Annotated in this window: 25 protein-coding genes; 11 read left to right on the forward strand and 14 right to left on the reverse strand. The window is 71.7% G+C overall.

Translation table 11 applies throughout. From position 1 onward, the window contains the following. Positions 1-11: 11 nt before the first annotated feature. A complete protein-coding gene (locus ACFYQ5_RS22570) occupies positions 12-980 on the reverse strand; it encodes a zinc-dependent alcohol dehydrogenase family protein (protein WP_389200081.1) in 969 nt (322 codons plus the stop codon). Between the two features lie 118 nt (positions 981-1098). On the opposite strand from ACFYQ5_RS22570, the gene ACFYQ5_RS22575 reads away from it, so the two are divergent. Next, on the forward strand, positions 1099-1728 hold the full coding sequence (locus tag ACFYQ5_RS22575) for a TetR/AcrR family transcriptional regulator (protein WP_389199822.1): 630 nt from the start codon (positions 1099-1101) through the stop codon (positions 1726-1728). A 90-nt stretch (positions 1729-1818) separates the two neighbouring features. On the opposite strand, the gene ACFYQ5_RS22580 is transcribed toward ACFYQ5_RS22575, so the two are convergent. The 5 genes from ACFYQ5_RS22580 to ACFYQ5_RS22600 all read right to left on the reverse strand — a co-directional run bounded on the left by ACFYQ5_RS22580 (position 1819) and on the right by ACFYQ5_RS22600 (position 6210). After that, the gene (locus ACFYQ5_RS22580; RefSeq protein ID WP_389199823.1) at positions 1819-2487 is read right to left on the reverse strand and encodes a hypothetical protein; all 669 of its coding nucleotides are present in this window, start codon (positions 2485-2487) and stop codon (positions 1819-1821) included. Positions 2488-2597: 110 nt separating this feature from the next. Then, positions 2598-3203: a DNA-binding response regulator gene (locus tag ACFYQ5_RS22585; RefSeq protein ID WP_389199825.1), complete on the reverse strand. Its 606-nt coding sequence runs from the start codon at positions 3201-3203 to the stop codon at positions 2598-2600. After that, on the reverse strand, positions 3200-4423 hold the full coding sequence (locus ACFYQ5_RS22590; RefSeq protein WP_389199826.1) for a sensor histidine kinase: 1224 nt from the start codon (positions 4421-4423) through the stop codon (positions 3200-3202). Before ACFYQ5_RS22590 ends, ACFYQ5_RS22585 begins: the two co-directional genes overlap by 4 nt. A gap of 51 nt (positions 4424-4474) precedes the next feature. Further along, entirely contained in the window at positions 4475-5287 is an 813-nt protein-coding gene (locus ACFYQ5_RS22595; RefSeq protein WP_389199828.1) for an ABC transporter permease, read from the reverse strand. Continuing rightward, positions 5284-6210, reverse strand: a complete 927-nt coding sequence (locus tag ACFYQ5_RS22600; protein ID WP_389199830.1) for an ABC transporter ATP-binding protein — start codon at positions 6208-6210, stop codon at positions 5284-5286. Before ACFYQ5_RS22600 ends, ACFYQ5_RS22595 begins: the two co-directional genes overlap by 4 nt. A 312-nt stretch (positions 6211-6522) precedes the next feature. Here ACFYQ5_RS22600 and ACFYQ5_RS22605 point away from each other — a divergent pair, with 312 nt between their 5' ends. After that, a complete protein-coding gene (locus ACFYQ5_RS22605) occupies positions 6523-8733 on the forward strand; it encodes a HelD family protein (RefSeq protein ID WP_389200083.1) in 2211 nt (736 codons plus the stop codon). A 517-nt stretch (positions 8734-9250) separates the two neighbouring features. Beyond that, positions 9251-10261 (forward strand): MarR family transcriptional regulator, encoded by a 1011-nt coding sequence (locus ACFYQ5_RS22610; RefSeq protein WP_389199832.1) that lies wholly within the window; start codon positions 9251-9253, stop codon positions 10259-10261. A gap of 27 nt (positions 10262-10288) precedes the next feature. Here the strand turns inward: ACFYQ5_RS22610 and ACFYQ5_RS22615 are convergent, their stop codons facing one another. Beyond that, the gene (locus ACFYQ5_RS22615; protein WP_389199834.1) at positions 10289-10843 is read right to left on the reverse strand and encodes a peptidoglycan DD-metalloendopeptidase family protein; all 555 of its coding nucleotides are present in this window, start codon (positions 10841-10843) and stop codon (positions 10289-10291) included. Positions 10844-11257: 414 nt separating this feature from the next. On the opposite strand from ACFYQ5_RS22615, the gene ACFYQ5_RS22620 reads away from it, so the two are divergent. Then, positions 11258-11422: a hypothetical protein gene (locus ACFYQ5_RS22620; RefSeq protein ID WP_389200095.1), complete on the forward strand. Its 165-nt coding sequence runs from the start codon at positions 11258-11260 to the stop codon at positions 11420-11422. 230 nt (positions 11423-11652) lie between these two features. Beyond that, positions 11653-13296 carry a cellulase family glycosylhydrolase gene (locus ACFYQ5_RS22625; RefSeq protein ID WP_389199836.1) on the forward strand — a complete coding sequence of 548 codons (1644 nt, stop codon included), beginning with the start codon at positions 11653-11655 and terminating at the stop codon, positions 13294-13296. Between the two features lie 80 nt (positions 13297-13376). Here ACFYQ5_RS22625 and ACFYQ5_RS22630 read toward each other — a convergent pair whose 3' ends face one another. Next, a complete protein-coding gene (locus tag ACFYQ5_RS22630) occupies positions 13377-13739 on the reverse strand; it encodes a hypothetical protein (protein ID WP_389199838.1) in 363 nt (120 codons plus the stop codon). A gap of 131 nt (positions 13740-13870) precedes the next feature. Here ACFYQ5_RS22630 and ACFYQ5_RS22635 point away from each other — a divergent pair, with 131 nt between their 5' ends. Continuing rightward, positions 13871-14833 (forward strand): ATP-dependent DNA ligase, encoded by a 963-nt coding sequence (locus ACFYQ5_RS22635; RefSeq protein WP_389199840.1) that lies wholly within the window; start codon positions 13871-13873, stop codon positions 14831-14833. A 16-nt stretch (positions 14834-14849) separates the two neighbouring features. Here ACFYQ5_RS22635 and ACFYQ5_RS22640 read toward each other — a convergent pair whose 3' ends face one another. The 5 genes from ACFYQ5_RS22640 to ACFYQ5_RS22660 all read right to left on the reverse strand — a co-directional run bounded on the left by ACFYQ5_RS22640 (position 14850) and on the right by ACFYQ5_RS22660 (position 18934). Beyond that, complete coding sequence (locus tag ACFYQ5_RS22640) at positions 14850-15815, reverse strand: Ku protein (RefSeq protein ID WP_389199841.1); 966 nt, start codon at positions 15813-15815, stop codon at positions 14850-14852. 342 nt (positions 15816-16157) lie between these two features. Continuing rightward, complete coding sequence (locus ACFYQ5_RS22645; protein ID WP_389199843.1) at positions 16158-16532, reverse strand: MerR family transcriptional regulator; 375 nt, start codon at positions 16530-16532, stop codon at positions 16158-16160. 313 nt (positions 16533-16845) lie between these two features. Beyond that, positions 16846-17637 carry an alpha/beta fold hydrolase gene (locus ACFYQ5_RS22650; RefSeq protein WP_389199845.1) on the reverse strand — a complete coding sequence of 264 codons (792 nt, stop codon included), beginning with the start codon at positions 17635-17637 and terminating at the stop codon, positions 16846-16848. Positions 17638-18248: 611 nt separating this feature from the next. Next, positions 18249-18725 (reverse strand): GNAT family N-acetyltransferase, encoded by a 477-nt coding sequence (locus ACFYQ5_RS22655; RefSeq protein ID WP_389199847.1) that lies wholly within the window; start codon positions 18723-18725, stop codon positions 18249-18251. 65 nt (positions 18726-18790) lie between these two features. Continuing rightward, complete coding sequence (locus ACFYQ5_RS22660) at positions 18791-18934, reverse strand: hypothetical protein (RefSeq protein ID WP_389199849.1); 144 nt, start codon at positions 18932-18934, stop codon at positions 18791-18793. 68 nt (positions 18935-19002) lie between these two features. Here ACFYQ5_RS22660 and ACFYQ5_RS22665 point away from each other — a divergent pair, with 68 nt between their 5' ends. From ACFYQ5_RS22665 to ACFYQ5_RS22680, 4 genes are all read left to right on the forward strand, one after another. Beyond that, positions 19003-19845 (forward strand): ketose-bisphosphate aldolase, encoded by an 843-nt coding sequence (locus tag ACFYQ5_RS22665; RefSeq protein WP_389199851.1) that lies wholly within the window; start codon positions 19003-19005, stop codon positions 19843-19845. 26 nt (positions 19846-19871) lie between these two features. Continuing rightward, positions 19872-20651: a DeoR/GlpR family DNA-binding transcription regulator gene (locus ACFYQ5_RS22670; protein ID WP_389199852.1), complete on the forward strand. Its 780-nt coding sequence runs from the start codon at positions 19872-19874 to the stop codon at positions 20649-20651. Positions 20652-20889: 238 nt separating this feature from the next. Continuing rightward, positions 20890-22338, forward strand: coding sequence for an argininosuccinate synthase (gene argG, locus ACFYQ5_RS22675; protein WP_389199854.1), 1449 nt, complete (start codon positions 20890-20892; stop codon positions 22336-22338). A gap of 81 nt (positions 22339-22419) precedes the next feature. Further along, positions 22420-22725 carry a hypothetical protein gene (locus ACFYQ5_RS22680; RefSeq protein WP_389199855.1) on the forward strand — a complete coding sequence of 102 codons (306 nt, stop codon included), beginning with the start codon at positions 22420-22422 and terminating at the stop codon, positions 22723-22725. 162 nt (positions 22726-22887) lie between these two features. Here the strand turns inward: ACFYQ5_RS22680 and ACFYQ5_RS22685 are convergent, their stop codons facing one another. Continuing rightward, positions 22888-24249, reverse strand: a complete 1362-nt coding sequence (locus tag ACFYQ5_RS22685) for a DUF445 domain-containing protein (protein WP_389199856.1) — start codon at positions 24247-24249, stop codon at positions 22888-22890. A 153-nt stretch (positions 24250-24402) separates the two neighbouring features. On the opposite strand from ACFYQ5_RS22685, the gene ACFYQ5_RS22690 reads away from it, so the two are divergent. After that, on the forward strand, positions 24403-25665 hold the full coding sequence (locus ACFYQ5_RS22690; protein WP_389199858.1) for an SGNH/GDSL hydrolase family protein: 1263 nt from the start codon (positions 24403-24405) through the stop codon (positions 25663-25665). Positions 25666-25671: the final 6 nt, after the last annotated feature.

Raw genomic sequence — 25671 nt, forward strand, 5'->3', positions numbered from 1 at the left:
GATTCCACCCGCTACGGCGTCAGCACGATCCTGCCGAAGACCTCGCCCGCGTCCATCTTCCGGTGCGCCGACACGGCTGCGTCCAGGGGCAGCACGTCGTGCACCACCGTTTCGATCTCGCCCCGGCTCGCCGCCGCGAACTGCGCGCTCCGTACGGTGGACCGGTCGGCCGCAGGGACCGTGGCGGCGCTGAACGTGGCGAAGGACATCGACTTCTGGAACGCCGTCATGATCTTCGTGCCGAAGTCCGCGGGCGGCTGACCCGCGACCGCGCCCACGGCCACCATGCGGCCGTTCGCGTTGAGCCGGTCGAAGAACGACGGCATGTCCTTCCCGGCCACCACGTCGATGATGACGTCATAGCCCGCAGGAGCCCCTCCCCCGCCTTCGCCGGCGCCGGAGCGGTCCAGCACGTGCGTCGCGCCGAGTCGGCGCAGCCGCTCGCCGCGCTCGGCCGAGGACGTGGTGACCGCGACGGCGGAGGCGCCGCCGCGAGCGGCGAGTTGTACCGCCATGATCCCGATGCTTCCGGCCGCGCCACGTACGAGCACTGTCTCCCCAGAGGTGAAGTGGGCGTGGCGGAGGCCGAAATGGGCCACCACGCCGGCACTGCCGAGTGTCACCGCGTCGACGACGGACAGGCCCTCGGGCAGCGGAACGAGCTCTCCGACCGGCGCGACGGCCTGTTCGACGTAACCTCCGCCGGTGCCGGTGAACGCCCACACCCGTCGGCCGATCCACGACGCGTCGACGCCGTCTCCGACCGCCGTCACGGTGCCCGCCACTTCGCCGCCCGGGACGAAGCCCTCCTCGAAGCCGTAGGCGGCCAGGGCCCCGCTCCGGATCACGGTGTCGACGCCGCCGACGCCGATCGCCTCTGTGGCGATCAGCACCTGCCCGGCAGCGGGGGCGGGGGTGGGCAGGTCGACGGCCACCAGGCCTTCAGGACCGCCGAACGTCCGGATCGCGTACGCCTTCACTGTCGTCTCCGTGTTCCTGGACCGCTCGGGCACGGCCGTGCCGACGCTCGCCGTCGGCGAGCTGCTCCATGCCTCGAACGTTAACGGACGCCCCCGTCCGTTTAGCTAAAGTGAGAGCATGAGCGACCGTTTGTCTCACACCCTGCGTTCCGACGCACTGGACAACCGCGCGCGCATCCTCGACGCGGCCCGTGCGCTGTTCTCCGCCGACGGCCTGGACGTGCCGGTGCGGGAGATCGCGCGGCGCGCCGGGGTCGGGCCTGCCACCTTGTACCGCCACTTCCCGACCAAGCAGATGCTCGTCGCCGAAGCCTTCGCGGATCAGTTGCGCGCCTGCCGCACCGTCGTCGACGAGGGCGGCGCCGACCCGGACCCGTGGCGCGGCCTCTGCACGGTGATCGAGAGGATCTGCGAACTGCACGCACGCGACCGGGGCTTCACCGAGGCCTTCCTGTCGACGGTCCCCGGGGCGCCGGACGTCGCGGGCCGTGAGTACACGGTCAAAGCCCTCGCCGTACTGGCCCAGCGGGCCAAGGACGCGGGGAAGCTGCGCTCCGACTTCGTCCTGGACGACCTCGTTCTCCTCTTCATGGCCAACAAGGGGATCCACACCAGATCGGCCGCCACCCAGGTCGTGGCCTCCCGGCGCTTCGCAGGTCTGGCGATCCAGGCCCTCGAAGCCTGCCCCCGGCACGCGCCGCTGCCACCGGCGCCGCGACTGGCGTCCGAGGCTCCGGACAGTGCCTGACCGGCCTGACCGTGGGCGGGCGGCGGCATGCACGCACGCTCGCCGCGCGAACGACCGGCCGCAAACCACCGGCCGCACAGGGCGATACGCCTAGCCCCGCTGCGCCGGCCCGAAGGCGGGCGGCCACAGGCCGTCCCCGGAGGGGCCGGCCTCGCCGTCCTCCCACGCGGGGTCGTAGGCGCAGGGCCCGGAGGCACCGCCCATGAAGTACTCCCGGTCCGGAAACCAGGTGAAGGACATCCGCTCGTCCCCGTCGTCCCGCTGGACGAACAGGTCCCAGTTGTCCTTCTCGCCGTCACGGTAGGACGTGATCTCCCAGCCGTCGTCCTCGAGGTGCTGGTGCAGCCGGCGGAGGCCGGGCACGGCCTGGCTCGCGGGCACGTCGTCCAGCGCCCAGCGGTGGCTCATCCGGTAGGCGCCGTCGACGGTCTCATCCAGGCTCAACAGCCCCCCGCTGTAGCAGAAGCCGGAGCCGAGCGTGTTCTCCGTGCTGACGCCGAGGTCCTCGACTCCTGCTTCCACGGTGCGCGTGAACCCCAGGACGCCGTACGCCTCCTGGGAGCGCTGGAAGGCACGGTCCGCCATGTCCTCGGGCGCGACGCGGGGGAAGTCCTTCGACCCCCACGCGAGATGAAGCAGGAGAACGCATACGACGACGATCGCGGCGCAGCAGCCACCGACAGCCCTGCCGCCGGTGGAGCGGGGCCAGGACTTCGTCGGTGCGGGCGCGTGGGCGGCCGGCGCGTTCTCTTCGGGCATACGGGAACGCTATGCGCGAGAAGAGCGCGGCGGATGGGCCCGGCTACCGGACGAGGAGTGGGTACGCGTACTCAGCCGGCCCGCCGTAAGGGGTGCCCGCCCCTCACAGGTCAGAGCCAGCCGTGCTCCCGGGCGACGCGGGCCGCGACATGGCGGTTCTCCGCGCCCAGCTTCATCGCGGCCGCCGAGAGGTAGTTGCGTACCGTCCCGCTGGACAGCGAGGCGCGGGCGGCGATGTCCGCGACCGGGGCGCCGTCCTCGGCGTACGACAGGAGTTCCGCCTCCCGGGGTGTCAGAGGTGAATCACCCGCCGCGATGGCGTCGGCCGCGAGTTCCTGGTCGACGTAGCGGCCGCCGGTGTGGACAGTGCGGATGATCTGCGCCAGGTCGTGCGCGGACACCGTCTTCGGTACGAAGCCGCGTACGCCGACGCTCAGGGCGCGTTTCAGCGCGCCCGCCCGTGCGTGACTGGTGACGATCATCGAGGCGCACCCGGGCACGGCGTCCCGCAGGCGCGCGGCGACCGCCACGCCGTCGAGGCCGGGCATCTGGAGGTCGAGTACGGCGACGTCGGGCCGGTGCGCGGTGGCCATGGCCACGGCTTCGTCGCCGGTCGCGGCCTGGGCGACGACGCTGATGTCGTCCTCCAGGGTGAGGAGTGAGGCGAGCGCACCCCGGATGAGGTGTTCGTCGTCCGCCAGCAGGACCCTGATCATTCGGCTTCCTCCCAGGGGACGCGCGCGGTGAGGCGGAAGAATCCGCCGGGGTCGTGCTCCGTGGCCAGTGTGCCGCTCAGTCCGGCCAGACGTTCCTTCAGTCCGGCCAGGCCGGTACCGGCGCCGGGTTCCGCGTCGGACACGCCGTCATTCTCCATCACCAGCAGGGCCTCGGTCGCGCTCGCGGTGCGCAGTGACAGGGTGCAGCGGGACGCGCCCGGCGCGTGGCGGAGGACGTTGGTCGTGCCTTCGCGCACCACCCAGCCGAGGGCCGACTGGACGTCGGAGGGCAGGCGGGACGCCGGGCCGTACTCGATGTGGCAGTCGATGCCCGCGGCCTCCAGGACGGAGCGTGCTCCGGCGAGTTCGGTGTGCAGGTCGGCGGTGCGGTAGCCACGGACCACCGACCGGATCTCGCGCTGCGACTCCCGTGCGATGCGCTGCACCTCCACCATGTGCTCGACCGCCTCGGGCCGGCCGCGCTGCGCCAGTTGTGCCGCGAGTTCGCTCTTGAGCGCCACGACCGCGAGGTTGCGACCCAGCACGTCGTGCAGGTCGCGGCCGAAGCGCAGGCGCTCCTCGGCGACCGCCAGGCGTGCCTGCGTCTGGCGTGCGGCGGCCAGTTGCTCGATCAGCATGACGCTCCAGCCGGAGGCCCGGGACGCGACGGCCATGAACGGCACCATGAAGACGCTGCCACCGATGGCGAGACCCAGGGGTGGTCCCGTCACTCCCGCTGCGACGGCCCCTGCCAGGCAGGCGACCGTGACGGCTGCCAGGAGGGCCGCTCCCGCGCGGGGCGGCAGCGCCAGCATGGGCGGTCCGGCGAAGAACATCAGCAGCCACACCGTGAAGGACGTCAGGTCACTTTCGTCGATACGGCCGGACGACAGCAGTACACACGCCAGAGCCGCCATGGTCACGGTCACCGCAGCGAACGCCACCAGGAGTCCGACGGGCCGTGGGCCCACGGCGAGGTAGTGGTTCAGCGCGGCGCGCCAGAGCAGGAACTGGATGACCGCGTGTACCGCGCCCAGTACGGCGACGTATACCAGCGAGAGCGCGTCGGCGTTCGACTGCGCCACCCAGACGGCCCACAGACCCATCTCGCAGACGGCGAGGAAGCCGACGCTGCCCAGGGCGTACCGGCGGTAGCGGTCGGGGCCGTCCTGGCCCCCGAGCCGTTCCACCCAGTCCTCCACGCTCGTGTTCAAGCTCATGGTCCTCAACTTCTCCAACTCCCCCGGCTCCCCGCTCGATGGCCGTCGTGCTCAGTGGCGCGGGCTCCAACGGAACCACTGCCGCACACCCACGGACGCCGCTGCCGTCCAGGCCAGGGCGGCGAGCACCAGGCGGGCCTGGTCCATGCCTCCGAGGTCGCCCGTCCAGCCGCCCCGTACGAGGTCCATCACCGGGGAGAACGGCAGCCAGGCGCTGATGTCGGCTGCCACACCGGGCAGTACCTCGCGCGGCATGAAGACCCCGGATCCCGCCATGGTCACCAGCATGAAGGGGAGGAACGTCAGTTGCGCACTCTCCGCCGTCCGGGTGAAGGCGGCCGTGAGCGCCGCCGCGGCCACGAGCAGCAGGACGCCCGTCAGCATGCCGAGGAGCACGAGGTGCGGGGCCGCCGGCGCGCTCGCGTCGAGGACCTGCGTCATACCGACGGCCAGCAGCACGCTCTGCACCAGTACGAGCACCACCGCGGGCAGCGCGCCACCGGCGAGGATCTCCCAGTCGCGCACCTCCCCGGCGCGCAGCCGCTTGAGCACCAGGCTCTCACGGCGTGTGACGTACACGCCGACGAGGTTCGTGTAGACGGAGAAGAACAGGGCCATGGCCAGGGTCCCCGGCAGGAGGACGGTCGCGATCGACAGGCCGGTGCCGCCGAGGTCGAGGCTCTTGACCATGCCGCGCATGGAGAAGGCCATGACGGCGGGCAGCACGAGCGCGGTGAACAGGGCCGCCCTGCTGCGCAGCAGCAGGGCCATCTCCGCGCGGCCGAGTGCGGCCATGCGGGAGACGGGGCCGCGCCGTACGGGCGGGGTGGTGGTCAGCGGCCGGGCGGGGGCGGTCGTCGTCATCGGATCTCCTCGGTCTCAAGGCCCTTGGCGATCTCCATGAAGGCCTCTTCCAGTGATGCGGAACGGGCGTCGAGGGCGTGCAGCGCGACGCCGGTGTGCCGGGCCCAGGTGAGCAGTTCGGTGGTCGTGCGCTGCAGGTCCCGGGTCTCCAGGCGGACGGCCCCGCCCTCATTCGTGTGCCGGGTCACGCCCATCGATGCGAGCGGCGGGAGTTCGCCGAGGAAACGGTCCTGGGGCAGCGTGAAGGTGATCCGGGAGGGCCGCTCGGCCACCACGTCGGCCACCCGCCCGGTGGTGGCGATCAGCCCCTTGTGCATGATCGCCAGCCGGTCGGCGAGCTGTTCGGCCTCCTCCAGGTAGTGCGTGGTGAGCAGCACCGTCGTGCCCTGGGCCTTCAGTTCGCGGATGAGGTCCCAGGTGTCCCGGCGGGACTGGGCGTCCAGGCCGGTCGTCGGCTCGTCGAGGAACAGCACCTCCGGCCGTCCGAGCAGGGCCAGCGCGAGGTCGAGGCGTCGGCGTTCGCCGCCGGAGAGCTGCTTGACCCGCACCGTGCGCCGGTCGGACAGGTTGGTCAGCGCGAGGGCCTCGTCCGCGGGGCGGGCGCCGCTGGTGCAGCCCGCCCACATCTGCACGGTCTCCATGACCGTCAACTCCGGCGGGAAGCCGCCCTCCTGGAGCATCACCCCGATGCGGTGCCGCACTTCCCCCCGGTCACGGAACGGGTCATGGCCCAGTACCCGGACGCTTCCGCCGGTGGGGACGGCCTGGCCCTCCAGGAGTTCGAGCGTGGAGGTCTTGCCGGCGCCGTTGGTGCCGAGCAGGGCGAAGAGCTCACCTCGAGCGACCGTGAAGTCGATGCCGCGTACGGCGTCGAACCCCTTGTAGCTCCGTTTCAGTCCCACGGTTTCGATGACTGTGTTCATGCGCTCCACACTCCCGGCGATACGGGGCCGGCGGCAGTGCGGTGTGTCATCGGCTTCGTATGACGGCTGTCATGCGGACCGATGACACACCGCACCGCACCCGTGGAGCGCCCCCGGGTGAAGGACCTCCGCTGACACCACGGCGTACGACGCCCGAGCGCAGGAAATCCCCGGTCCGAAATTGCGGACCGGGGATTTTCTCGCGTATATTCAGTGGTTCTGTGTGCCCACAGAAAAAGGCCCCTCACGGGGGCCCAATAGAAACACCATATCCGGCAGGGAGCGATTTTGTCAACTCGCGGAAACGTCGAATTGCAGAAGGAGCAGGAATTCGTCGACCGGCTCTACGACCGTGTCGACGAGCTGCGCGGGGTCACCGCACAGCACGTCGAGGACGCGTTGACACCGGTCGGGAACGGTCTGCAGGCCCGTCACGAGCGCGATGTGCTCGTCGCCGAGCGCTCCGGCCTGCTGGCGGCCCTGAATGCGGTCGACGGCTCGCTGTGCTTCGGCCGCATCGATCTTCACGACGGTGCCGCGCACCATATCGGCCGTATCGGAATTCGTGAGGACGACAAGGAACACACGCCCCTTCTGATCGACTGGCGGGCACCGGTCGCCCGGCCCTTCTATCTCGCCACCGGGCATACGCCCATGGGGCTGCGCCGGCGCAGACACCTCACCACCGAGGGCCGCACGGTGACCGAGCTGCACGACGAGATCCTCGACCTGGGGGACGACGAGCGCAGCGGTTTCGAGGACCCGAGCGGTGACGCCGTGCTGCTCGCCGCGCTGAGCTCCGCCCGCACCGGCCGCATGGGCGACATCGTGCGGACCATCCAGGCCGAGCAGGACCGCGTCATCCGCGCCCCGCACCGTGGCGTCCTCGTCGTCGAGGGCGGCCCCGGCACCGGAAAGACGGCGGTCGCGCTGCACCGGGCCGCCTTCCTGCTGTTCGAGCACCGTGAGCTCCTGGCCAAGCGCGCGGTCCTGGTCGTGGGCCCGAACCCCGCCTTCCTGCGCTACATCGGCGAGGTGCTGCCCGCCCTCGGCGAGACCGGCGTCATGCTCGCCACCCAGGCCGAGCTCTTCCCCGGCGTCCACGCCCGTGGCACCGACACCCCCGGCGCGGCGGCCGTCAAGGGCGGCGCGGGGATGGCCGAGGCGCTCGCCCTCGCCGTACGCGACCGGCAGGCGCTGCCCGAGCCCGGGGCGCCCGTGATCATTCCGCACGACGACGGTGACCTCGTCCTGGACTGGGAGATCGCCTACGAGGCCCGGCAGGCGGCCCGCGAGACCCGGCTGCCGCACAACCTCGCCCGGCCGTACTTCACGTTCCACATCATCGACGCCCTCACCCGGCAGCTCACCGAGCGCATCGGCGCGGACCCGTACGGCGGCCCCAACTTCCTCGGCCCGGACGACGTCGCCCAGCTCGGCAAGAGCGTCGCCGCGAGCGAGGAGGTGCACGCCGCCGTCGGTGAGCTGTGGCCGGTGCTCACCCCGGAGGAGTTCCTCGCCGACTACCTGGCCGAGCCGGTGTACGTACCGGAGGAGGACGCGGACGCCGTGCGGCGCGCCCCCGGCGACGGGGAGTGGACGCCGGCCGATGTTCCGCTCCTCGACGAGGCGGCCGAGCTGCTGGGGTCCGACGACAGTGCCGAGCGGGCCGCCGCCGAGGCGGAGCGGCAGGAGCGGGTGGCGTACGCGCAGGGCGTCCTGGAGCTGTCCCGGGGTTCGGAGTCGTACGAATTCGAGGACGAGGAGTCCGAGTTCCTGGCCGCCCACGACATCATCGACGCCGAGCGGATGGCGGAGCGGCAGGAGGAGGCCGACCACCGGAGCGCGGCCGAGCGGGCCGCCGCCGACCGGACCTGGGCGTTCGGGCACATCATCGTCGACGAGGCGCAGGAGCTGTCGCCGATGATGTGGCGGCTGCTGATGCGCCGTTCGCCGACCCGCTCGCTGACGCTGGTCGGTGACCCGGCGCAGACGTCCGAGGAGGCGGGCGTCGGTTCGTGGGACGGGATCCTGGAGCCGTACGTCGGCGACCGCTTCGAGCATGTGCGGCTGGGCGTCAACTACCGTACGCCCGCCGAGATCATGGAGCTGGCGGCGAAGGTCGTACGGGCCCAGGACCCGTCGTTCGAGCCGCCCGGGTCGGTGCGGTCCACCGGGGAGACGCCGTGGACGCGGGACGCCGGCGCGGATCTGGCGGGCGCGGTGGCGCGGGCCGCCGTGGAGCTGACGCCCGAGGAGGGGCGCCTCGCGGTGATCGCGCCGCGTGAGCTGCACGAGGAGATCGCGGCCCCGCTCGACGGGGTCACGGCGGGCGACGAACCCGACCTCACCCGTCCCGTGGTGCTGCTCGGCCCGCGTGAGGCGAAGGGGCTGGAGTTCGACCACGTCCTGGTGGTGGAGCCGGGGCGGTTCGGGACGAGCGACCTGTATGTGGCGCTGACCCGCGCGACGCAGCGCCTGGGCATCGTGCACCGGGAGGACCTGCCGGAGTCGCTGCGCTGAGCGGCCGGGGAGACGTGTCCGTCCCGCACCGGCCGGTGCGGGACGGACACGTGCGGCGGGTCAGTCGCAGAGAAGGGCCCACGAGTTGTCGGGACGCCAGGTCTTCTCGCCGGAGGACGCGCCCTTCCAGCTGAACGTCGCCACCACGCCGAAACTCGCCCTCGGCCACGACTCGGCGCTCGACGCCCGAAGCTCGGGGTCCGAGCGCCGGGACGGGCCTGTTCACACGTTCGGGGCCCGGAATCAGGGCTTCCGCCCGACGCTCGAGCTTCGGGATCCGGGCGTCGGGATCCGAGGGCCGGGATTCGAGCGATGCCTTCAACCGGTAGGGAAAGAAGGGGGTTTGAGTAAACCTCCCTGACCTCCCTGACCCGTCACGGCCAGCAAGTATGACTAATCGTGACCGACTTGCGGCGCAGCGTGGCGACTGCTTACGGTGCGAGAACCAAGCGACCCCGACGCGGTGTTAGAAGCACCAGGCCGGGGTCTGACCGCACGATCGAACGAGAGCGATCCCGTGGCTACCGAGCACCTTAACTTCGCCCTGCGCGCACCCGCACCCTCGCGCCCGTACCCGAGGGCCAAGCCCGGCTACGGCAAGCGCTCCATGCCCGACCAACTCCCGCGCAGCGCCGATGACTTCGCCCTGCTCCCCGCCCGCGAGCGGTACATCGCCGGGTTCATCGACCAGCTCCCCGACGGCGCCGCGATGGACGTGAAGAGCCTCGCCAGACAGCTTCCGCTGTACGGCCAACAGGCCGTCGGCTCGGCCCTGAAGGCGCTGGCCACCGCCGGATATCTGCGCCGCGTGCGGTGCCTCGTCGGCGAGTCGGGGCAGGTCCGCTGGGTCTCGCGGACGTTCTGGTCGCGTACGGCCCGCGACAACGAGTGGTGGGCGGCCACCGAGGTCACCCCGGCCGCCGCCCCTGCCCCGACCCCTGCCCCCGCCCCGGCAGCCACCACCGTGCGGCCCTGCGCCCCCTCGGACGCCCCTGCACCGCCGCCGCCCCCGGAGCCCGCAGCCCCTCCCGCGCCCGCCGTGCCCGCGCAGCGGACCCCGGCCGCCGCCGCGCCCTCCCCCGCCTACCTCGCGCTGGCACAGCTCGGCCGCGTCGACTCCCGGCTGCCCCTGTCCGCCGCCGACTGCGCGGCCCTGGAGGCCCTGGCCGCCGCCTGGTTCGCACGCGGTGTGGACGCCGACTACCTCACGCAGGCCCTCACCTCCGGGCTCCCGCCCCAGGTCGGCTCCCCGGTCGGCTTCGTACGCCGCCGCCTCACCGACAAGATCCCGGCGCACGTACCCGCCGCCCCGACGCCGCCCGCACCGGGCACGCCCGTACACCGCGTGATGCTGGAATGCGCCAAGTGCGGCACCCCGGGCCGCCCGGAGGCCCTGCCCGACGGCGTGTGCCGGCCGTGCCGGCAGCCTGAGGAGGGTGCCGCACCTGGGACGCCCCTCGGCCTGCCCACCGAGCAGGATGTCCGCACGCTCGCCGCCGGACTGAGGGATCTACTCAAGTCCCCCTGATCGGAGGACAGTCACCTCGCCGCCCGGTCAGGCGTACGCGTTCACGCTGACCGGACGGGTGCCGGTGTACGGCGTCCACCCCTGGAGGGTGGCGGGCAGGCCCACGCGGCTGTTGCAGTCGATCACCTGGAAGTGCAGATGCGGTGCCGTGGAAGCGCCGGTGCTGCCCGACCAGCCGACGACCCGCCCTTGCGGAACCCAGTCGCCGGTGTTGTAGATCGCCTTGTTCAGGTGCGCGTAGTGGGTGCACTGCCCGTTCGAGTGCCGGATGATCACCTCGATGCCGTTCTGCCAGTACGGGGACCAGTCCGAGACGACGACGGTGCCCGCTTGCGCGGCGGACACCTCGTAGTCGGCGGGGAGCCCGAAGTCCCAGGCGTACTCGTTGTAGGGGCCGGTGTGCGAGTACGTCCCTTCCGGCCCCTGGGTGACCGTGTAGGCCTCCCCCGCCGGGTAGGGCAGCTCGTAGTAGTAGTCCACGGCAGCGGCCGGGGACGCCCCCGTCATCGTGATGCCCACCGCCGTCAGTAACGCACTCGCCGCTACCGCCACGCGGCGCAGAACCCTCTTCTTCCCGCCCATACGCGTCTCCGTTCGTGTGTCACGAGCACCGGACCCCGCATCCCGTCGGTGCGGAGGAGTGCAAGGATCCGGCCCCGGCAGCTCCTCCGGCAAGGGCCGCAGGGCCCATGAGCCGGCCCGTCGCCGAGCTCACCCGCCCGTACCGCCGGTGGGCCCGCACTGGGCCTCGGGGCCCTTGACGGGCCCACGGCCCGCCCGGTCCGGACCGACTCGAACTCATCGGCGTCCAGGCCGAGTACGTCCCAGCGGCGCGAGCGTGCCCATGGTCATGGACAGTCCGAGGGTGCTGCCGAGGGCGAGGATCGCGACGCCCCGTCCGAGCCCCCGCCCACCCCACCGCATCGGGCACAGGATGTCGGGTCCGGCAGGGTGGGTCCTTCCTACCGTGAGGAAGTGAAAGGGAAGGAGTCCGGAATGCTGGACCGGCTGAACCAGGCCATGGAGCACATCGAGTCCCACCTCGACCAGCCGATCGACGTGGCCGGTCTCGCGCACTGCCCGGCGGACGCGGACAACCCCGTGGAACTCTTCCCGAGCCCTGGCCGCCCCTGCAACGCGATCTGCACCAGCAAGGCCTGACCGGGCGGCGACCGGGCCCCGCGCTTACGTGCGCGGGGCCCGGTGGCACGGGGCGCACGAACCGGCCGGTGCGCCGAAGTGTGCGCGACTCCTTGACGTGCCCCTGCCGAGATGGCTTTATGGGAGCGCTCCCACGTCATCCGGCGTTTCGCGTCACCCGGCACCCACCTTCTGGAGTCGCAGTGAGATCAGCAGCGAGCACCGCATCACGCACGGCACGAAAGAGCCCCTTGACCGTCTTACTGAAGGGCCTGGCCGCCCTTCTCGGCGTCGTCCTGCTGGGCGCGCTCGGCCCGGCCTCGGCGCAGGCCCGGCCCGCTCAGACGGAAGCGGCGGCCACCGGTCTGCACATCAGTGACGGCCGTCTGCTGGAGGCCAACGGCAACGACTTCGTCATGCGCGGCGTCAACCACGCGCACACCTGGTACCCGGGCGAGACGCAGTCGCTGGCCGACATCAAGGCCTTCGGCGCGAACACCGTCCGCGTCGTCCTCTCCGACGGCCACCGCTGGACGAGGAACGGCCCCGACGAGGTCGCGGGCATCGTGGAGGACTGCAAGGCCAACCGGCTCATCTGCGTACTCGAGGTGCACGACACCACCGGTTACGGCGAGGACGCCGCGGCGGGCACGCTCGACCACGCGGCCGACTACTGGATCAGCCTCAAGGACGTACTCGCGGGCCAAGAGGACTACGTCATCGTCAACATCGGCAACGAGCCCTGGGGCAACACCGACCCGGCCGGCTGGACCGCGCCCACGACCGCCGCCGTCCAGAAGCTGCGCGCCGCCGGCTTCGCCCACACGATCATGGTGGACGCCCCCAACTGGGGTCAGGACTGGCAGGGCGTCATGCGCGCCAACGCCCAGGCCGTGTACGACGCCGACACCACGGGCAACCTGATCTTCTCGATCCACATGTACAGCGTCTACAACACGGCCCAGGCGGTCACCGACTACCTGAACGCCTTCGTCGACGCCGGACTGCCGCTTCTCATCGGCGAGTTCGGCGGACCCGCCGACCAGTGGGGGGACCCGGACGAGGACACGATGATGGCCACGGCCGAGCAGCTCGGTCTCGGTTACCTCGCATGGTCCTGGAGCGGCAACACCGACCCCGTCCTCGACCTGGCCATCGACTTCGACCCGAGCCGGCTGAGCTCCTGGGGCGAGCGCGTCTTCCACGGCGCGAACGGCATCGCCCAGACCTCCCAGGAGGCCACCGTCTTCGGTGGCGGCGGCAACCCGGACGACACGGAGGCCCCCACCGCCCCCGGCACACCGACCGCCTCCGCGGTGACGGCCACCTCGGCCACCCTGGCCTGGCCCGCGGCGTCGGACAACGTTGCCATCGCCGGCTACGACGTCGTCCGCGTCAACGGCACCACCGAGACCACGGCCGTTTCCTCCACCACCAACAGCGTCACCGTGACCGGCCTCACCGCCGACACGGCCTACGTGTTCGCCGTCTACGCCCGCGACGCGGCGGGCAACCGCTCGGCCCGGTCCGCCACGGTGAGCGTCACCACCGACGAGAGCGGACCCACGCCGGGCGTCGGCTGCTCCGTCGGCTACCGGGTGATCGGCGACTGGCCCGGCGGGTTCCAGGGTGAGATCACCATCCGCAACACCGGAACCACCACCCTCAACGGCTGGAACCTCGCCTTCGCATTCGCCGACGGCCAGACCGTCTCCCACATGTGGGGCGGGACCCCCACGCAGAGCGGCTCCACGGTCAGCGTCGCCCCCGCCGGACACACGGCGTCGATCGCCGCGAACGGCTCGGTCACGGTCGGCTTCACCGGCACCAGGAGCACCACCAACACGGCCCCGGCCGCCTTTTCGCTCAGCGGCACCACCTGCACGACCGCCTGACCCCGGTCAGGCTCCCCGGCCGGCAGGGCACCCACCCCTGCCGGCCGGTGGACTCCCCCGTCCTGAGGCGGACTGCCCCGTCACCGCTGCGCGTCGAGTGCGCCGACAACACGCCGGAGTTCACGCGCCCCCCGCGGCGACATCGCCCTCATCACCGTGTCGAGAAGCTCGCGCGCCTCCAGCGGATCCCCACAGCAGTCCCCGTGGGTGCTTCCCCGCTCGTCGTCCCGCCACAGGGCGTCCAGCGGCTGCCGCACATGGCGCTTCCAGCAGCGGACCGCCTCGCTGACGCCGCCGGGCGCAAGGTAGTTGCGGCTCAGCTCCAGGCGGGCGATCTCCGCCAGCGTGCGCGAGGACACGCCGTCGATGACGGTGCTCGGGCCGCCCGGCCGGAGGCGGTGCTCCCTGCCGGTGCGGAGGTGCCCGGTCCGGCTACGCGGCATGAAACTTTCGGGTCGTCGTCATGCCGCCCATGCTGCCACGCCCGCGCATGAACGTCCCGGGAGTTTCCGTCGAGGCGTGGACGGGAGGCTGCCCGCGAGCCCGGCGGCGCAGCAGCTGAGAGGCTGCTGCCATGGCCTCTCTGCCCCGGATCGCCCCCATGCTCGCCACCCCCGGCCAGCTGCCGTCCGCCGCCGTCGACGAGCAGTGGGCGTACGAGGTGAAGCAGGACGGCCAGCGCGCCCTCGCGTATCTGCCGGGTGACGGATCGCTCCAGCTGCTGGCCAGGTCCGGGGCCGACATCACCCCGGCGTATCCGGATCTGGCGGCGCTCGGGCCGGCGCTCGGCGGCGTACCGGCGGTGCTGGACGGCGAGATCGTCGCGCCGGACGAGCAGGGGCGCAGCGACTTCGAGCGGCTGCAGTCACGGATGGGGCTCTCCGGGTCGCCCGCGAAGGCCGCCCGCATGGCGCAGCGGGTGCCGGCCCACCTGGTGCTGTTCGACGCCGTGTTCCTGCGCGGCCGGAGCCTCGTGCCGCTGCCCTACACCGAGAGGCGGGCGGCGTTGGAGGGGCTCGGGCTGAACGGGCCGCGCTGGTCGACGCCCTCGGTGGTCGTGGGACACGGCGAGGAAGCCCTGGCCATGACACGGGAGGCCGGGTTGGAGGGCGTCATCGCGAAACGGCTGAGCTCGGTGTACGAGCCCGGGGTGCGCGCCCGTACGTGGATCAAGATCCGCCATGCCCGCACGGTGGACGTGGTCGTCGGCGGCTGGGTGCCCGGACGCGGGCGGCTGGGCGGTCTGCCCGGTGCGCTGCTGGTCGGCGAGCGGGACCAGGGTGGCGGCCTGCGCTACGCGGGCAGCGTCGGCACGGGGTGGAGCGACGCCGAGCGGCACAGGCTCGCCGAACTGCTCCGCGTCGCCGCGGTCGACACCTGCCCCTTCGACGAGACGCCACCGGTCGCCGGTGCGCGGTGGGTGCTGCCGCGGCTGGTCGGCGAGGTGCGGTACGCCACGCGGACGAGGGCGGGCCGGCTGCGTCATCCCTCCTGGCACCGGCTGCGTCCGGACCTGGCGCCGGACGACATCGGCTGAGGGCCCACGACGCCGGTCAGGAGGCGGTCCGCTTCTTCGCGGCCGTCTTCCGCGCGGGCTGCTTCCTGGACGCGGCCGACTTCTTGGCGGCCGTGTTCTTCGCGGCCGACTTCTTCGCGGCCGTCTTCTTCGCGGCCGGGGCGGCCTTCTTCCGGGTGCGGGGCTTGCCGGGCGTCATCTCGTGCACGGTCGCGTCCTCGCCCCGCGTCTCCTTGGCCGCCTTCACCGACGCGTTCAGCGCGGCCATCAGGTCCATGACCTTCCCCGATTCCTCCGCCCCTTCCTCTGCCACCGGCGGAAGCGCCTCGCCCTCGGACTTGGCCGCGAGCAGTTCCTCAAGGGCCTCCCGGTAGCGGTCGCGGAAGCCGGAGATGTCGTCCAGGGCCATGCTGTCGGTGAGCTGCACGGCGCGTTCGATCTCGTCCTCGTCCAGCTCGGTCTCCCGGGGGGCGAGGGACTCGGGGCTGCGGATCTCGTCCGGCCAGCGCATCGAGTGCAGCACGATCGCGTCCTCCCGCACCCGCAGCAGGCCGAGCCGTTCACGGTTGTGCCAGGCGAACTTCGCCACGGCGACCTTGTCGCTGCGCTCCAGCGCCTTCCGCAGCAGGGTGTACGGCTTCGCCGCGACCTGGCCGTCGACCGCGAGGTAGTAGCTGTCGCTGATCCGTACCGGGTCGATGCTTTCGGCCTCGACGAACGCGACGATCTCGATGGCCTTCGCCGTCGGCAGCGGCATCCGGTCGAGCTCCTCGTCCGTGACGGGCACGGTCCGGTCCTTGGCGATCTCGTAGCCCTTGCCGATCTCGTCCTGCGAGAGGACCTTGCCGTCGACCTCGCACACCTTGCGGGTGCGGATCCGGCCCATGTCCTCCTGGTGGTACTGGTGGAAGGAGATCGAGTGGTTCTCGGTGGCGGACACCACCTTGATCGGGATCGTGACCAGCCCGAAGCTGATCGCTCCTGTCCACAGGGGCCGCGGCATCCGGTACCTCCAGACCCCCCTGGTGGCTGGTTCAGGGTCTCAGAACGCGCTGCACGGTCTGAGCACTGACTGCACTGCGCTCCGACTGCGCTCATGCAGTCGACGTGAGACCCGCTGTTCAGCACCGACACCCGTTCGGGTGACAGTGCGGAGAGGCGCTCACCCTTGGCTCCCCAGGCGGCGTCGTAGGTTCATCCGCCATTCCTCGGGGTGGGGGGTAGCTCCATGTCCAGTCTCGCTACAACGGTCGGTGTTCGCCAGACGAGTGGCCGGCTCCTCGAAGACCGGCCCTGGGCTGCTGCCTCGGCCGAGGTGCTGCGAACAGCTGCTGAACCCCCTGGTTCAGACCCCGTCGTCCGCCGATCGTGCGAGGTACGCGTGGTTGGCCTCGATGAGGTGGTCCAGGGCGTCCCTGGCAGCGGCGAGGCCGTCGACGGCCGAGGACAGCCTGGCCCGCTCACGGCCCATGATCTCCAGCGCCTGCCGCGCCCTGTCCTCGGTCGGCTCGGTCATGCAGGGCGCCATCCCGGCGATGGTGCCGCTGGACATGCCCGCTGCCAGGAACGCCCGCACGAGGAGCACCCGCTGGACGTGCTCGTCGTCGTAGTGGCGCTGTCCGCTGGGCGAGCGGGAGCTGACGAGCAGGCCCTGCTCCTCGTAGTAGCGCAGCGACCGGCGGCTGGCTCCCGTACGGGCGGACAGTTCACCGATGCGCATACCGGCCCCTCACCACTTGCCCCTGACATTGATGTGAGCTTTTAGGCTGACGATGGCGACTCAGAGTTCGGGTACGTCAACGGATTCTGCTGTCATGGGAACGTGCGAACGCACCCTGACCGTCTGCCAGTTGGAGGTGTACGGCGTCCGGAGTGACGGCGGACGGAAAGCTCGTCGCCAACGGCCGGCAGACCCTGATCCGCGCGAACAGGCCCGCCGGGTGAGCCTCCACCGGTTCTGCCAGGCTTCGTTGAGGGCGGTGGCGAAGCGGGACGTCATCGAGCTGCTCCCCGCCCGTACGCTGCGCCTCTCGTCACCGCTGCCGCACTGTGGTGAGGAAGTCCAGGACGAGCGGGCTCGCGACGGCGCGGAACTCCTCGAAGTAGGCGTGCCGCGCTCCCGGGATCAACTGCAGGCGGGCGCCGGGGATACGGTCCGCGAGCAGAGGGGCGTTGGCGGCGGGGTTGAGCAGGTCGTCGCCGCCGTGCACGACCAGCGTGGGTGCGCCGATGCCCGGCAGGAGCTGCCACGCGTCGTGCTGGTTGCTGGCCGCCAGGTGGCGACGCTGGGCGTGGGCGGGCATCTCCGGGTCGCCGAGCGTCCGGTACGGGCCGGGGTTCGCCACCAGCCAGGCCGGGCTGTACATCAGCTCCAGCAGGGCCCGCCGCGCCGCACCCGGTTGTGTCTGCACCAGCGACCGGCGCACCTCGTTGGTGCGTTCGACGGCGTGCGGCCCGCCGGGCGACGTGCACCCGAGCACCAGGGCGCGCACTCGGTCCGGGTGGCGGGCTGCGAGTTGCTGGGCCACACGCCCGCCCATGGAGGTGCCGTAGACATCGGCCCGGTCGACACCGAGGTCGTCGAGCACCGCGATCACGTCCAGGGCGAACAGCTCGGTGCTGTACGGGGTGTCGGGCTTGTCGCTCTGCCCCGTACCGCGGTAGTCGAGCGTGATGGTGCTGCGGTCGGCGTGGAAGTCGTCGCGCACCCCGTCCCACCAGTGGTGGTTGTTCGCCTGGCCCGCCAACAGCACCAGCGGCGCTGTCCCCTCGCCTTGGACCTGGTAGGCGATACCGACCCCGTCGGGCGTCGTCGTGTGCGGCATGCAGATCGTCACTCCTCATGGTCAGGGGTCAGCGTGTCGTGGCACCGGGGCTTCCGGCAGACCCCGGCCGGCCGGAAGCCCCGGTCATCGCCTACTGCTGGAAGGACTGTATGACCTGCGTGTTCAGCTCCAGCGTCTCCGCGACATCACCGGCGAACAGCTCACCGCGCACCCGTTCCGCACCATCGGGATTCCGGGGGTCGCGGGAGGCAACGGCCTCGACCTCATCGACCCGCAGACCACGCAGGCGGCTTCGTCGGTGCGGCCGACTATGCGACGTCCTTCGACGCGCTCGCCTCGGTGTCGTCCGACATCGATCCCGACACCCTGGCGTCAGCAGGGGCGGATGCCGGGTTCACAGCTCTGAACCGCCTCGAGTATCCGCTACCGAACGGCGAAGCCCTGGTGCGACAAGACTTCCGGACGATCCCTCGCCCATGGACGGCCGCCCCCGGCCCACAGCCGGGCCGGGAGGCGGACCGGAGCGCCTGGAAGGGAGAACCGGCCCGAGAGGGCCTTGGCGCGACCGGGCCACCGCCCGTACCCCCGATCCTCGCGCGCCCGCCCCGGGGACGCATGTGGATCACCGGTCACGGGTCGCCCGGGGAACGTCAGGCACGCGGCAGATCCATCTCGCCGACCACCTCGTCCCCGCTCATCTCGCCGGTCCGGCGGAAGCCGAGCCGCAGGTAGAACTCCTCGGGTCCGTGCTCCCCCTGCCCCCAGGTCACGGTCACCCGCTTCTGCCCGCGCCGCAGGATCTCCTCGCACACGGCGTCCACGGCGAAGTGCCCGTACCCCTTGCCCTGCTCGCCGGCGGCGACGGCGAGCCGCCAGAGCCCGGAGCGGAGCCGGTCCTCCGGGTCCGCGGGGTCGAACCGTACGTCGAAGAACGCCATCACGAAGGCGACCAGCCGGTCGCCGTCGAAGACCAGCCGGGGCCAGGCCGTCCCCGGATCGGCGTACGCCTCGGCCAGCGACCGCGCTACCGGGGCCACGAACCGTTCCTGCTCGGGTGCGACCTTCAGCCGGCACGCGTCGAGGACATTGTCCGGAGTCACCTTTTCCAGGCGGAGTTGCGCTGTCATACGCGCACCGTACGGGCGCACCCGGACGCCGGGCCATCGAAATAGCACCCGGCCCGGCGCGGGGGTCACCAGGCGGCGGGGCCGGCCTCGTCGAAGAAGCCACCGGTCGGACCGTCGGCGCCGATGAGAGCCTTCGCGCACACCACAGCAGCCGCCTCCGGTTCCCCCGCACCGGAGGCGGCTGCCCTTTTCCAATCTGCTTCAAGCAAGCTATAAATGAGCAACTTCGAGCACCATTCGCCTGGGTTCACGCAGCCCGCACCCGCGAAGGACGCCCATGCCGCTCATATCCACCGGTGCCCTCACGCACGGCGCCCGGACCGACGCGACCGGCGTCGGGGCCTTCAACGTCGTACAGATCGAACACGCGCAGGCCATCGTGAGCGGGGCGGAAGCCGCCGGGCTGCCGGTGATCCTCCAGGTGAGCGAGAACACCGCCCGCTACCACGGGGCGCTCGAACCGATCGGGCTCGCGTCCCTCGCCGTCGCACGGGCGGCAGGCGTACCCGTGGCCGTGCACCTCGACCACGCCGAATCGGCCGGGCTGGTGCGCGAGGCCGTCCGACTCGGCTTCACCTCCGTCATGTTCGACGCGTCGGCGCTCCCGTACGCCGACAACGTCGCCGCGACCCGCGAGATCACCGCCTACTGCCACGGCCACGGCGTCTGGGTGGAGGCGGAACTCGGCGAGATCGGCGGCAAGGACGGGGCGCACGCCCCCGGCGTGCGGACCGATCCGGACGAGGCGCGGGCGTTCGTCGAGGCGACGGCCGTCGACGCGCTCGCCGTGGCCGTCGGCAGTTCGCACGCGATGCTGACCCGCGACGCCGTCCTCGACTTCGCACTCATCTCCCGGCTGCGCGACGCGGTCGGGGTCCCGCTCGTCCTGCACGGCTCCTCCGGCGTCGGGGACAGGGGCCTCGTCGCGGCGATCGGCGCCGGCATGACGAAGGTCAACATCTCCACGCACCTGAACAAGCTGTTCACCCGGGCCGTCCGCGTCTATCTGGACACCCACGCCGAGGCCGCCGACCCCCGCGCCTACCTCGGCCCGGCCCGCGACGCGGTGGCCGCGGAGGTGGCACGCCTGCTGGACGTCCTGGCCCGCCCCGGGCGATAGGGTTCGACGCGAGCGAGGAGGACCAGGTGGCGGCACACACACGATGGACCCGGCTGCTGGAGATCCTCGGCGACCAGGGGCACCTCGACGTGCTCGACGCCGCCGAACAGCTCGGCTGTTCCGCCGCCACCGTCCGCCGCGACCTGGACGAGCTCGCCCGGCAGAACCTGCTGACCCGCACCCGGGGCGGCGCGGTGGTGAGCACCGTCGCCTACGACCTGCCGCTGCGCTACAAGGCGGCCCGCAGGGCCGACGAGAAGCAGCGCATCGCGAAGGCCGCCGCCGAGCTGATCCCGACGGGCTCCACCGTCGGCCTCAACGGCGGCACGACGACCTCCGAGGTGGCCAGGGAGCTGGCACTGCGGCCGGAGCCGTCGGGCGGGGGCGTGGCGCTGACGGTGGTCACCAACGCGATCAACATCGCCAACGAGCTGGCGGTCCGCCCCCAGGTGAAGATCGTCGTCACCGGCGGGGTGGCCAGGCCGAATTCGTACGAACTCGTCGGCCCTCTGGTCGACTCCGTCCTGCGCACCCTCGCCCTGGACTACACGATCCTCGGTGTGGACGCCGTGCACCCCCGCTTCGGAGCGGCCACGCACGACGAGTCGGAGGCCGGTGCCAACCGCGCCCTCGCCGAGTGCGCGGGCACGGTGATCGTGGTGGCCGACTCCTCCAAGCTCGGCCGCCGGGCCTTCGCCCAGGTGTGCGAGACCGGCGCGGTGTCGGTCCTGGTCACGGACCAGGGCGCACCCGAGGGCACCGTCGAGGAGTTCACCGCCCTGGGAATCGACGTCCTGCGGGTGTGACCCGGCCTCCGGTCAGCGTGGTCGTCCGGGTGGTCCTGCATCCAGGTGCCGCCGCGGTCCCGGGTGCCGGTCGACGCGGTGCGGCGCTTCTCCGGATTCGGCGTGGAGACGTCGCCGTTCAGCGTCGTACGCGGCGCGCCGGCCCAGGCGACGGGCTCCCCGGAAGTCCGGCAGCCGCACGTTTCCCGCCCGCACCACGCCATTTGCATATACATGCGAGCGAGTGCATACTCTTCCCATGTCTAAGGTTCTCACCTCCCTGCCCACCGGCGAGCGCGTCGGCATCGCTTTCTCGGGCGGCCTCGACACCTCGGTCGCGGTCGCGTGGATGCGCGACAAGGGTGCCGTTCCGTGCACCTACACCGCCGACATCGGCCAGTACGACGAGCCCGACATCGCGTCGGTGCCCGGCCGCGCGAAGGCCTACGGCGCGGAGATCGCGCGCCTGGTCGACTGCCGGGCGGCACTGGTCGAGGAGGGCCTGGCCGCGCTCGCCTGCGGGGCGTTCCACATCCGCTCGGGCGGCCGTGCCTACTTCAACACCACGCCGCTGGGCCGCGCCGTCACCGGCACCCTGCTGGTCCGGGCGATGCTCGAGGACGACGTACAGATCTGGGGCGACGGCTCCACGTTCAAGGGCAACGACATCGAGCGGTTCTACCGCTACGGCCTCCTCGCCAACCCGCACCTGCGCATCTACAAGCCGTGGCTCGACGCCGACTTCGTCACCGAGCTGGGCGGGCGCAAGGAGATGTCGGAGTGGCTGGTCGCCCACGGGCTGCCCTACCGCGACAGCACCGAGAAGGCGTACTCCACCGACGCCAACATCTGGGGCGCCACCCACGAGGCGAAGACGCTGGAGCACCTCGACACCGGTGTGGAGACCGTCGACCCGATCATGGGCGTCCGGTTCTGGGACCCCTCGGTGGAGATCGCCACCGAGGACGTCACCATCGGCTTCGAACAGGGCCGCCCGGTGACGATCAACGGCAAGTCGTTCGCCACCCCGGTCGACCTGGTGATGGAGGCCAACGCGATCGGCGGCCGCCACGGCCTGGGCATGTCGGACCAGATCGAGAACCGCATCATCGAGGCGAAGAGCCGCGGCATCTACGAGGCGCCCGGACTGGCGCTGCTGCACATCGTCTACGAGCGTCTCGTCAACGCCATCCACAACGAGGACACCCTCGCCCACTACCACAACGAGGGCCGGCGCCTCGGGCGGCTGATGTACGAGGGCCGCTGGCTGGACCCGCAGGCGCTGATGGTCCGCGAGTCGCTGCAGCGCTGGGTCGGCTCGGCCGTCACCGGCGAGGTGACACTGCGGCTGCGGCGTGGTGAGGACTACTCGGTCCTCGACACCACCGGCCCCGCGTTCAGCTACCACCCGGACAAGCTCTCCATGGAGCGCACCGAGGACTCGGCGTTCGGCCCGGTGGACCGCATCGGCCAGCTCACCATGCGCAACCTCGACATCGCCGACTCGCGCGCCAGGCTCGAACAGTTCGCCGGCCTCGGCCTCGTCGGCACGGCCCAGCCCTCGCTGATCGGTGCCGCACAGGCGGCGGCGACCGGCCTGATCGGCGCCATGCCGGAGGGCGGCGCCCAGGCCATCGCCTCGCGCGGTGAGGTCTCCGGCGACGACGAGCTGCTGGACCGGGCCGCGATGGAGTTCGGCACCGACTGACCGGCCCCGCCGACGGGGGACCTATCCTCGGATTCCCGGCGGGTACGCCGACGGATACGCAGGAAAGCGAAGGTGGCGGCAATGGCGAAGGTCCCGGCAGCGGCAGTGGCGGCGGGCGGTCTCCTCGGCGGGTACGGAATCGCCCGCTGGACCGGGAACCGCCCGCTGGGCGGTGTCGCACTGGCCGCCGCCGGGTCGGTAGCGGCCTACGAGTGGAACCGGCGGGCCGGGGCCCGCGCGGCCACCGGACTGACCGTCGCCTACGTGGCCGCCTTCGCCGGTTCGCACCCCCTGGCCAAGAAGGTCGGTGCCTGGCCCGCGGTGTTCACCGTGGCGGGTGGGGTCGCCGCCGCGTCGTGGGCGGTCACCCGGCGCAGCGCCCGATAAGCACGCCGGGAACGCACGCACGCACCACCGGGAACGGCACCGCGTCCGGGAAGGTAGGTCCGGCCCCGGGGATCGAACACGGGCGCCGCGGGGCGCGTACGCAAGAGCGGCTCCCCGCGTCACCCGGGGCGTGCCCGTACGACAGGACGGACACGCCCCCGGTCAGCCACCCAGCGCGTGGGACACCGAATGGATCGCCAGACCGGCCAGCGCGCCCACCACGGTGCCGTTGATCCGGATGAACTGCAGGTCCCGGCCGATGTGCGCCTCGATCTTCTTCGACGTCTGGTCCGCGTCCCAGCCGGCCACCGTGTCGCTGATCAGTGAGGTGATCTCCGCACGGTAGGTCGTGACGACATACGCCGCCGCGTCCTCCAGCCAGCCCTCCAGCTTGGCCTGCAGCCGCTCGTCCGTGGACAGCCTCGCTCCCAGGGACATCAGGGAGGACCGGGCCCGCATCCGCAGCTCGCTCCGCTCGTCCTCGGCCGCCGCGATGATCATCGTACGGACGGAGGACCACGCGGAGGCGATGACGTCCTGGACCTCACCGCGCCCCAGGATCTCCGACTTCAGCCGCTCCACCCGGGCCCGGGTGTCCGTGTCCGTCTGGAGGTCGGCGGCGAAGTCCGTCAGGAACGTGTCGATCGAGCCGCGCGCAGGGTGGCTCGGCATGTCGCGCATCTCCGTGACGAAGCGCAGCAGTTCCTTGTAGACCCGCTCCCCCACCCGCTTGTCGACGAACCGCGGCGTCCAGCCGGGCGCCCCGCCCTGCACCGCGTCCATCACGGAGTCACCGTGCAGGACCAGCCAGTCGTGCGCCCGTACGCAGACGAGGTCGACGACCCTGCGGTGGCCGCCGTCCGAGACGATCTTCTCCAGCATCTTGCCTATCCCCGGACCGACTTCCGCCGCGTCCGCCCGCCGGGTGATCGCCTCCCCCACCACCGCCTGCACGTCGGAGTCCCGCAGCACGGTCAGCGCGCCGCGCAGCGCGGTGGCCAGTTCGGCGGTGACCCGGTCCGCGTGTTCCGGCTGCGCCAGCCAGGTCCCGAGCCGGGAACCGACGCCCAGGGCGTGAATTCGGTCACGAACGACGTCCCCGGAGAGAAAATTCTCGCCCACGAAGGAACCGAGTGACGTCCCCAACTGGTCTTTCTTCGTGGGAATGATGGCGGTGTGGGGGATCGGCAGACCGAGCGGACGCCGGAAGAGCGCCGTGACGGCGAACCAGTCCGCCAGCGCACCGACCATCCCCGCCTCGGCAGCCGCTGCGACGTAGCCCGGCCAGCCGCCCACACCCGCGTTCTCCGCCCAGGTGGCGAGGACGTACACGAGCGCGACGAGCAGGAGCAGACCCGTGGCGGTGGTCTTCATGCGGCGCACGCCGCGCTGCTTCTCCTCATCGGCGGCGGTGTACGCGAACCCGCCCAGCGTCGGCCCCGGCCGCCCGCCAGGGGTCCCGGGCCGACCGGGGCCGTGGTCCTCCGGCCCCGGTACCGTTCCGTGTCCCGCGTCCTGTTCCATCCGCTCCACCCGTCCGCGTACGTGTCACGCCGTGCCGTACGCATTGTCCCTACCTCCCTTACTCCTGGGCCGGACGCCGAGTTCCCCGGGGCCTGTCGCATCATGAGAGCACCCCGGGAACCGGGCCGAACACCGCAAGGAGAATCACCGCAGATGCCCAGGCGCCAGGGGTACGCCCTGCTCATCGCCCTCGTGGCAGGCACCGCCGCACTCGCCGCCGTCGTCGCGTTCGGCACGTCGCTGATCGCCCGGGACGACCGGACACCGCCCGGCGGGCCCGAGAGCCGGGCGGCGGCCCGCAATCCCGCCGCGCCGGCCAACTCCACCGGCACCTGGGTCGCCACCTGGACCGCGGCTCCCGTCAGCGCCGAGCCGGATGCCGGGCAGGGGTATCCCGGCCGCACCATCCGCAACATCGTGCACACCAGCGTCGGCGGGGACGCCGCCCGCATCACCCTGTCCAACCTCTTCGGCGCCACCCCGCTCGTCATCGACCAGGCCACCGTCAACACCCGCCGGGTGACCTTCGACGGTCTGCCCGCCGTCACCGTCGCCGCGGGCCGGCACGTCGTCAGCGACCCGGTCGTCGTCCCCGTCGCCCCCGACGCCGACCTGGAAGTCGCCTTCCGCACCCCGTACGCCTCCGGGCCGGTCACCCAGCACCCCAACTCCCACCAGACGTCCTACCTGGCCGACGAGCACGCCACCTGGAGCACCACACGGTGGCGCTACCTGACGGCCGTCGACGTCCGCAACACGACGTCGCCCGGCGCGATCGTCGTGCTCGGCGACTCCCTCACGGCCGGCAGCGGCTCCACCACCGACGCCGACAGCCGCTGGCCGGACATCCTCTCCGACCGGCTGCGGCACACCTACGGGATCGCCAACCAGGGCATAGCGGGCAACCGCCTCCTGAGCGACAGCCCGCTCACACTGAACGGCGTGAAGAATCTGGGCGGGCAGAGCGGCGCGCGCCGCTTCGAGCGCGACGTGCTGTCCGTCGCCGGCGCCGAGACCGTGATCATCGCGCTCGGCATCAACGATGTGCAGCAGTACCCCCAGGAGCCGGACCCCGCACGCATCACGACCGGGCTCCGCGCCCTCACCGAGCGCGCACACGCCCAGGGGCTGCGGGTGGTCGGAGCGACGCTGACACCCTTCCAGGGCTACGTCACCTGGTCACCCGCGAGCAACGACGTGCGCCTGGCGGTCAACAAGGAGATCCGCTCCGGCCGGATCTTCGACGCGTACATCGACTTCGACCGGGCCGTACGCGACCCGTACGCGCCCAACCGGATCCTCCCCGAGTACGACTCGGGCGACCGGCTGCACTTCAACGACGCCGGCTACCGCGCCCTGGGCCACGCGATCGACCTCGGCACGGTGGACGGCACCCCCAAGGCCGACGCCTTCTGACACGCA

Source organism: Streptomyces sp. NPDC005794 (assembly GCF_042871445.1).
GTDB lineage: Bacteria > Actinomycetota > Actinomycetes > Streptomycetales > Streptomycetaceae > Streptomyces.

What these genes read in the sequence shown, in the direction of transcription:
- ACFYQ5_RS22575 (WP_389199822.1), top strand. Translation starts at nt 1,099, where the DNA reads ATGAGCGACCGTTTGTCTCACACCCTGCGTTCCGACGCACTGGACAAC.
- ACFYQ5_RS22590 (WP_389199826.1), bottom strand. Translation starts at nt 4,423, where the DNA reads ATGAGCTTGAACACGAGCGTGGAGGACTGGGTGGAACGGCTCGGGGGC.
- ACFYQ5_RS22620 (WP_389200095.1), top strand. Translation starts at nt 11,258, where the DNA reads ATGCTGGACCGGCTGAACCAGGCCATGGAGCACATCGAGTCCCACCTC.
- ACFYQ5_RS22615 (WP_389199834.1), bottom strand. Translation starts at nt 10,843, where the DNA reads ATGGGCGGGAAGAAGAGGGTTCTGCGCCGCGTGGCGGTAGCGGCGAGT.
- ACFYQ5_RS22665 (WP_389199851.1), top strand. Translation starts at nt 19,003, where the DNA reads ATGCCGCTCATATCCACCGGTGCCCTCACGCACGGCGCCCGGACCGAC.
- ACFYQ5_RS22655 (WP_389199847.1), bottom strand. Translation starts at nt 18,725, where the DNA reads ATGACAGCGCAACTCCGCCTGGAAAAGGTGACTCCGGACAATGTCCTC.
- ACFYQ5_RS22580 (WP_389199823.1), bottom strand. Translation starts at nt 2,487, where the DNA reads ATGCCCGAAGAGAACGCGCCGGCCGCCCACGCGCCCGCACCGACGAAG.
- ACFYQ5_RS22640 (WP_389199841.1), bottom strand. Translation starts at nt 15,815, where the DNA reads ATGCCGCGGCCCCTGTGGACAGGAGCGATCAGCTTCGGGCTGGTCACG.
- ACFYQ5_RS22680 (WP_389199855.1), top strand. Translation starts at nt 22,420, where the DNA reads ATGGCGAAGGTCCCGGCAGCGGCAGTGGCGGCGGGCGGTCTCCTCGGC.
- argG (WP_389199854.1), top strand. Translation starts at nt 20,890, where the DNA reads ATGTCTAAGGTTCTCACCTCCCTGCCCACCGGCGAGCGCGTCGGCATC.
- ACFYQ5_RS22635 (WP_389199840.1), top strand. Translation starts at nt 13,871, where the DNA reads ATGGCCTCTCTGCCCCGGATCGCCCCCATGCTCGCCACCCCCGGCCAG.
- ACFYQ5_RS22690 (WP_389199858.1), top strand. Translation starts at nt 24,403, where the DNA reads ATGCCCAGGCGCCAGGGGTACGCCCTGCTCATCGCCCTCGTGGCAGGC.
- ACFYQ5_RS22600 (WP_389199830.1), bottom strand. Translation starts at nt 6,210, where the DNA reads ATGAACACAGTCATCGAAACCGTGGGACTGAAACGGAGCTACAAGGGG.
- ACFYQ5_RS22645 (WP_389199843.1), bottom strand. Translation starts at nt 16,532, where the DNA reads ATGCGCATCGGTGAACTGTCCGCCCGTACGGGAGCCAGCCGCCGGTCG.
- ACFYQ5_RS22585 (WP_389199825.1), bottom strand. Translation starts at nt 3,203, where the DNA reads ATGATCAGGGTCCTGCTGGCGGACGACGAACACCTCATCCGGGGTGCG.
- ACFYQ5_RS22595 (WP_389199828.1), bottom strand. Translation starts at nt 5,287, where the DNA reads ATGACGACGACCGCCCCCGCCCGGCCGCTGACCACCACCCCGCCCGTA.
- ACFYQ5_RS22630 (WP_389199838.1), bottom strand. Translation starts at nt 13,739, where the DNA reads ATGCCGCGTAGCCGGACCGGGCACCTCCGCACCGGCAGGGAGCACCGC.
- ACFYQ5_RS22685 (WP_389199856.1), bottom strand. Translation starts at nt 24,249, where the DNA reads ATGGAACAGGACGCGGGACACGGAACGGTACCGGGGCCGGAGGACCAC.
- ACFYQ5_RS22650 (WP_389199845.1), bottom strand. Translation starts at nt 17,637, where the DNA reads ATGCCGCACACGACGACGCCCGACGGGGTCGGTATCGCCTACCAGGTC.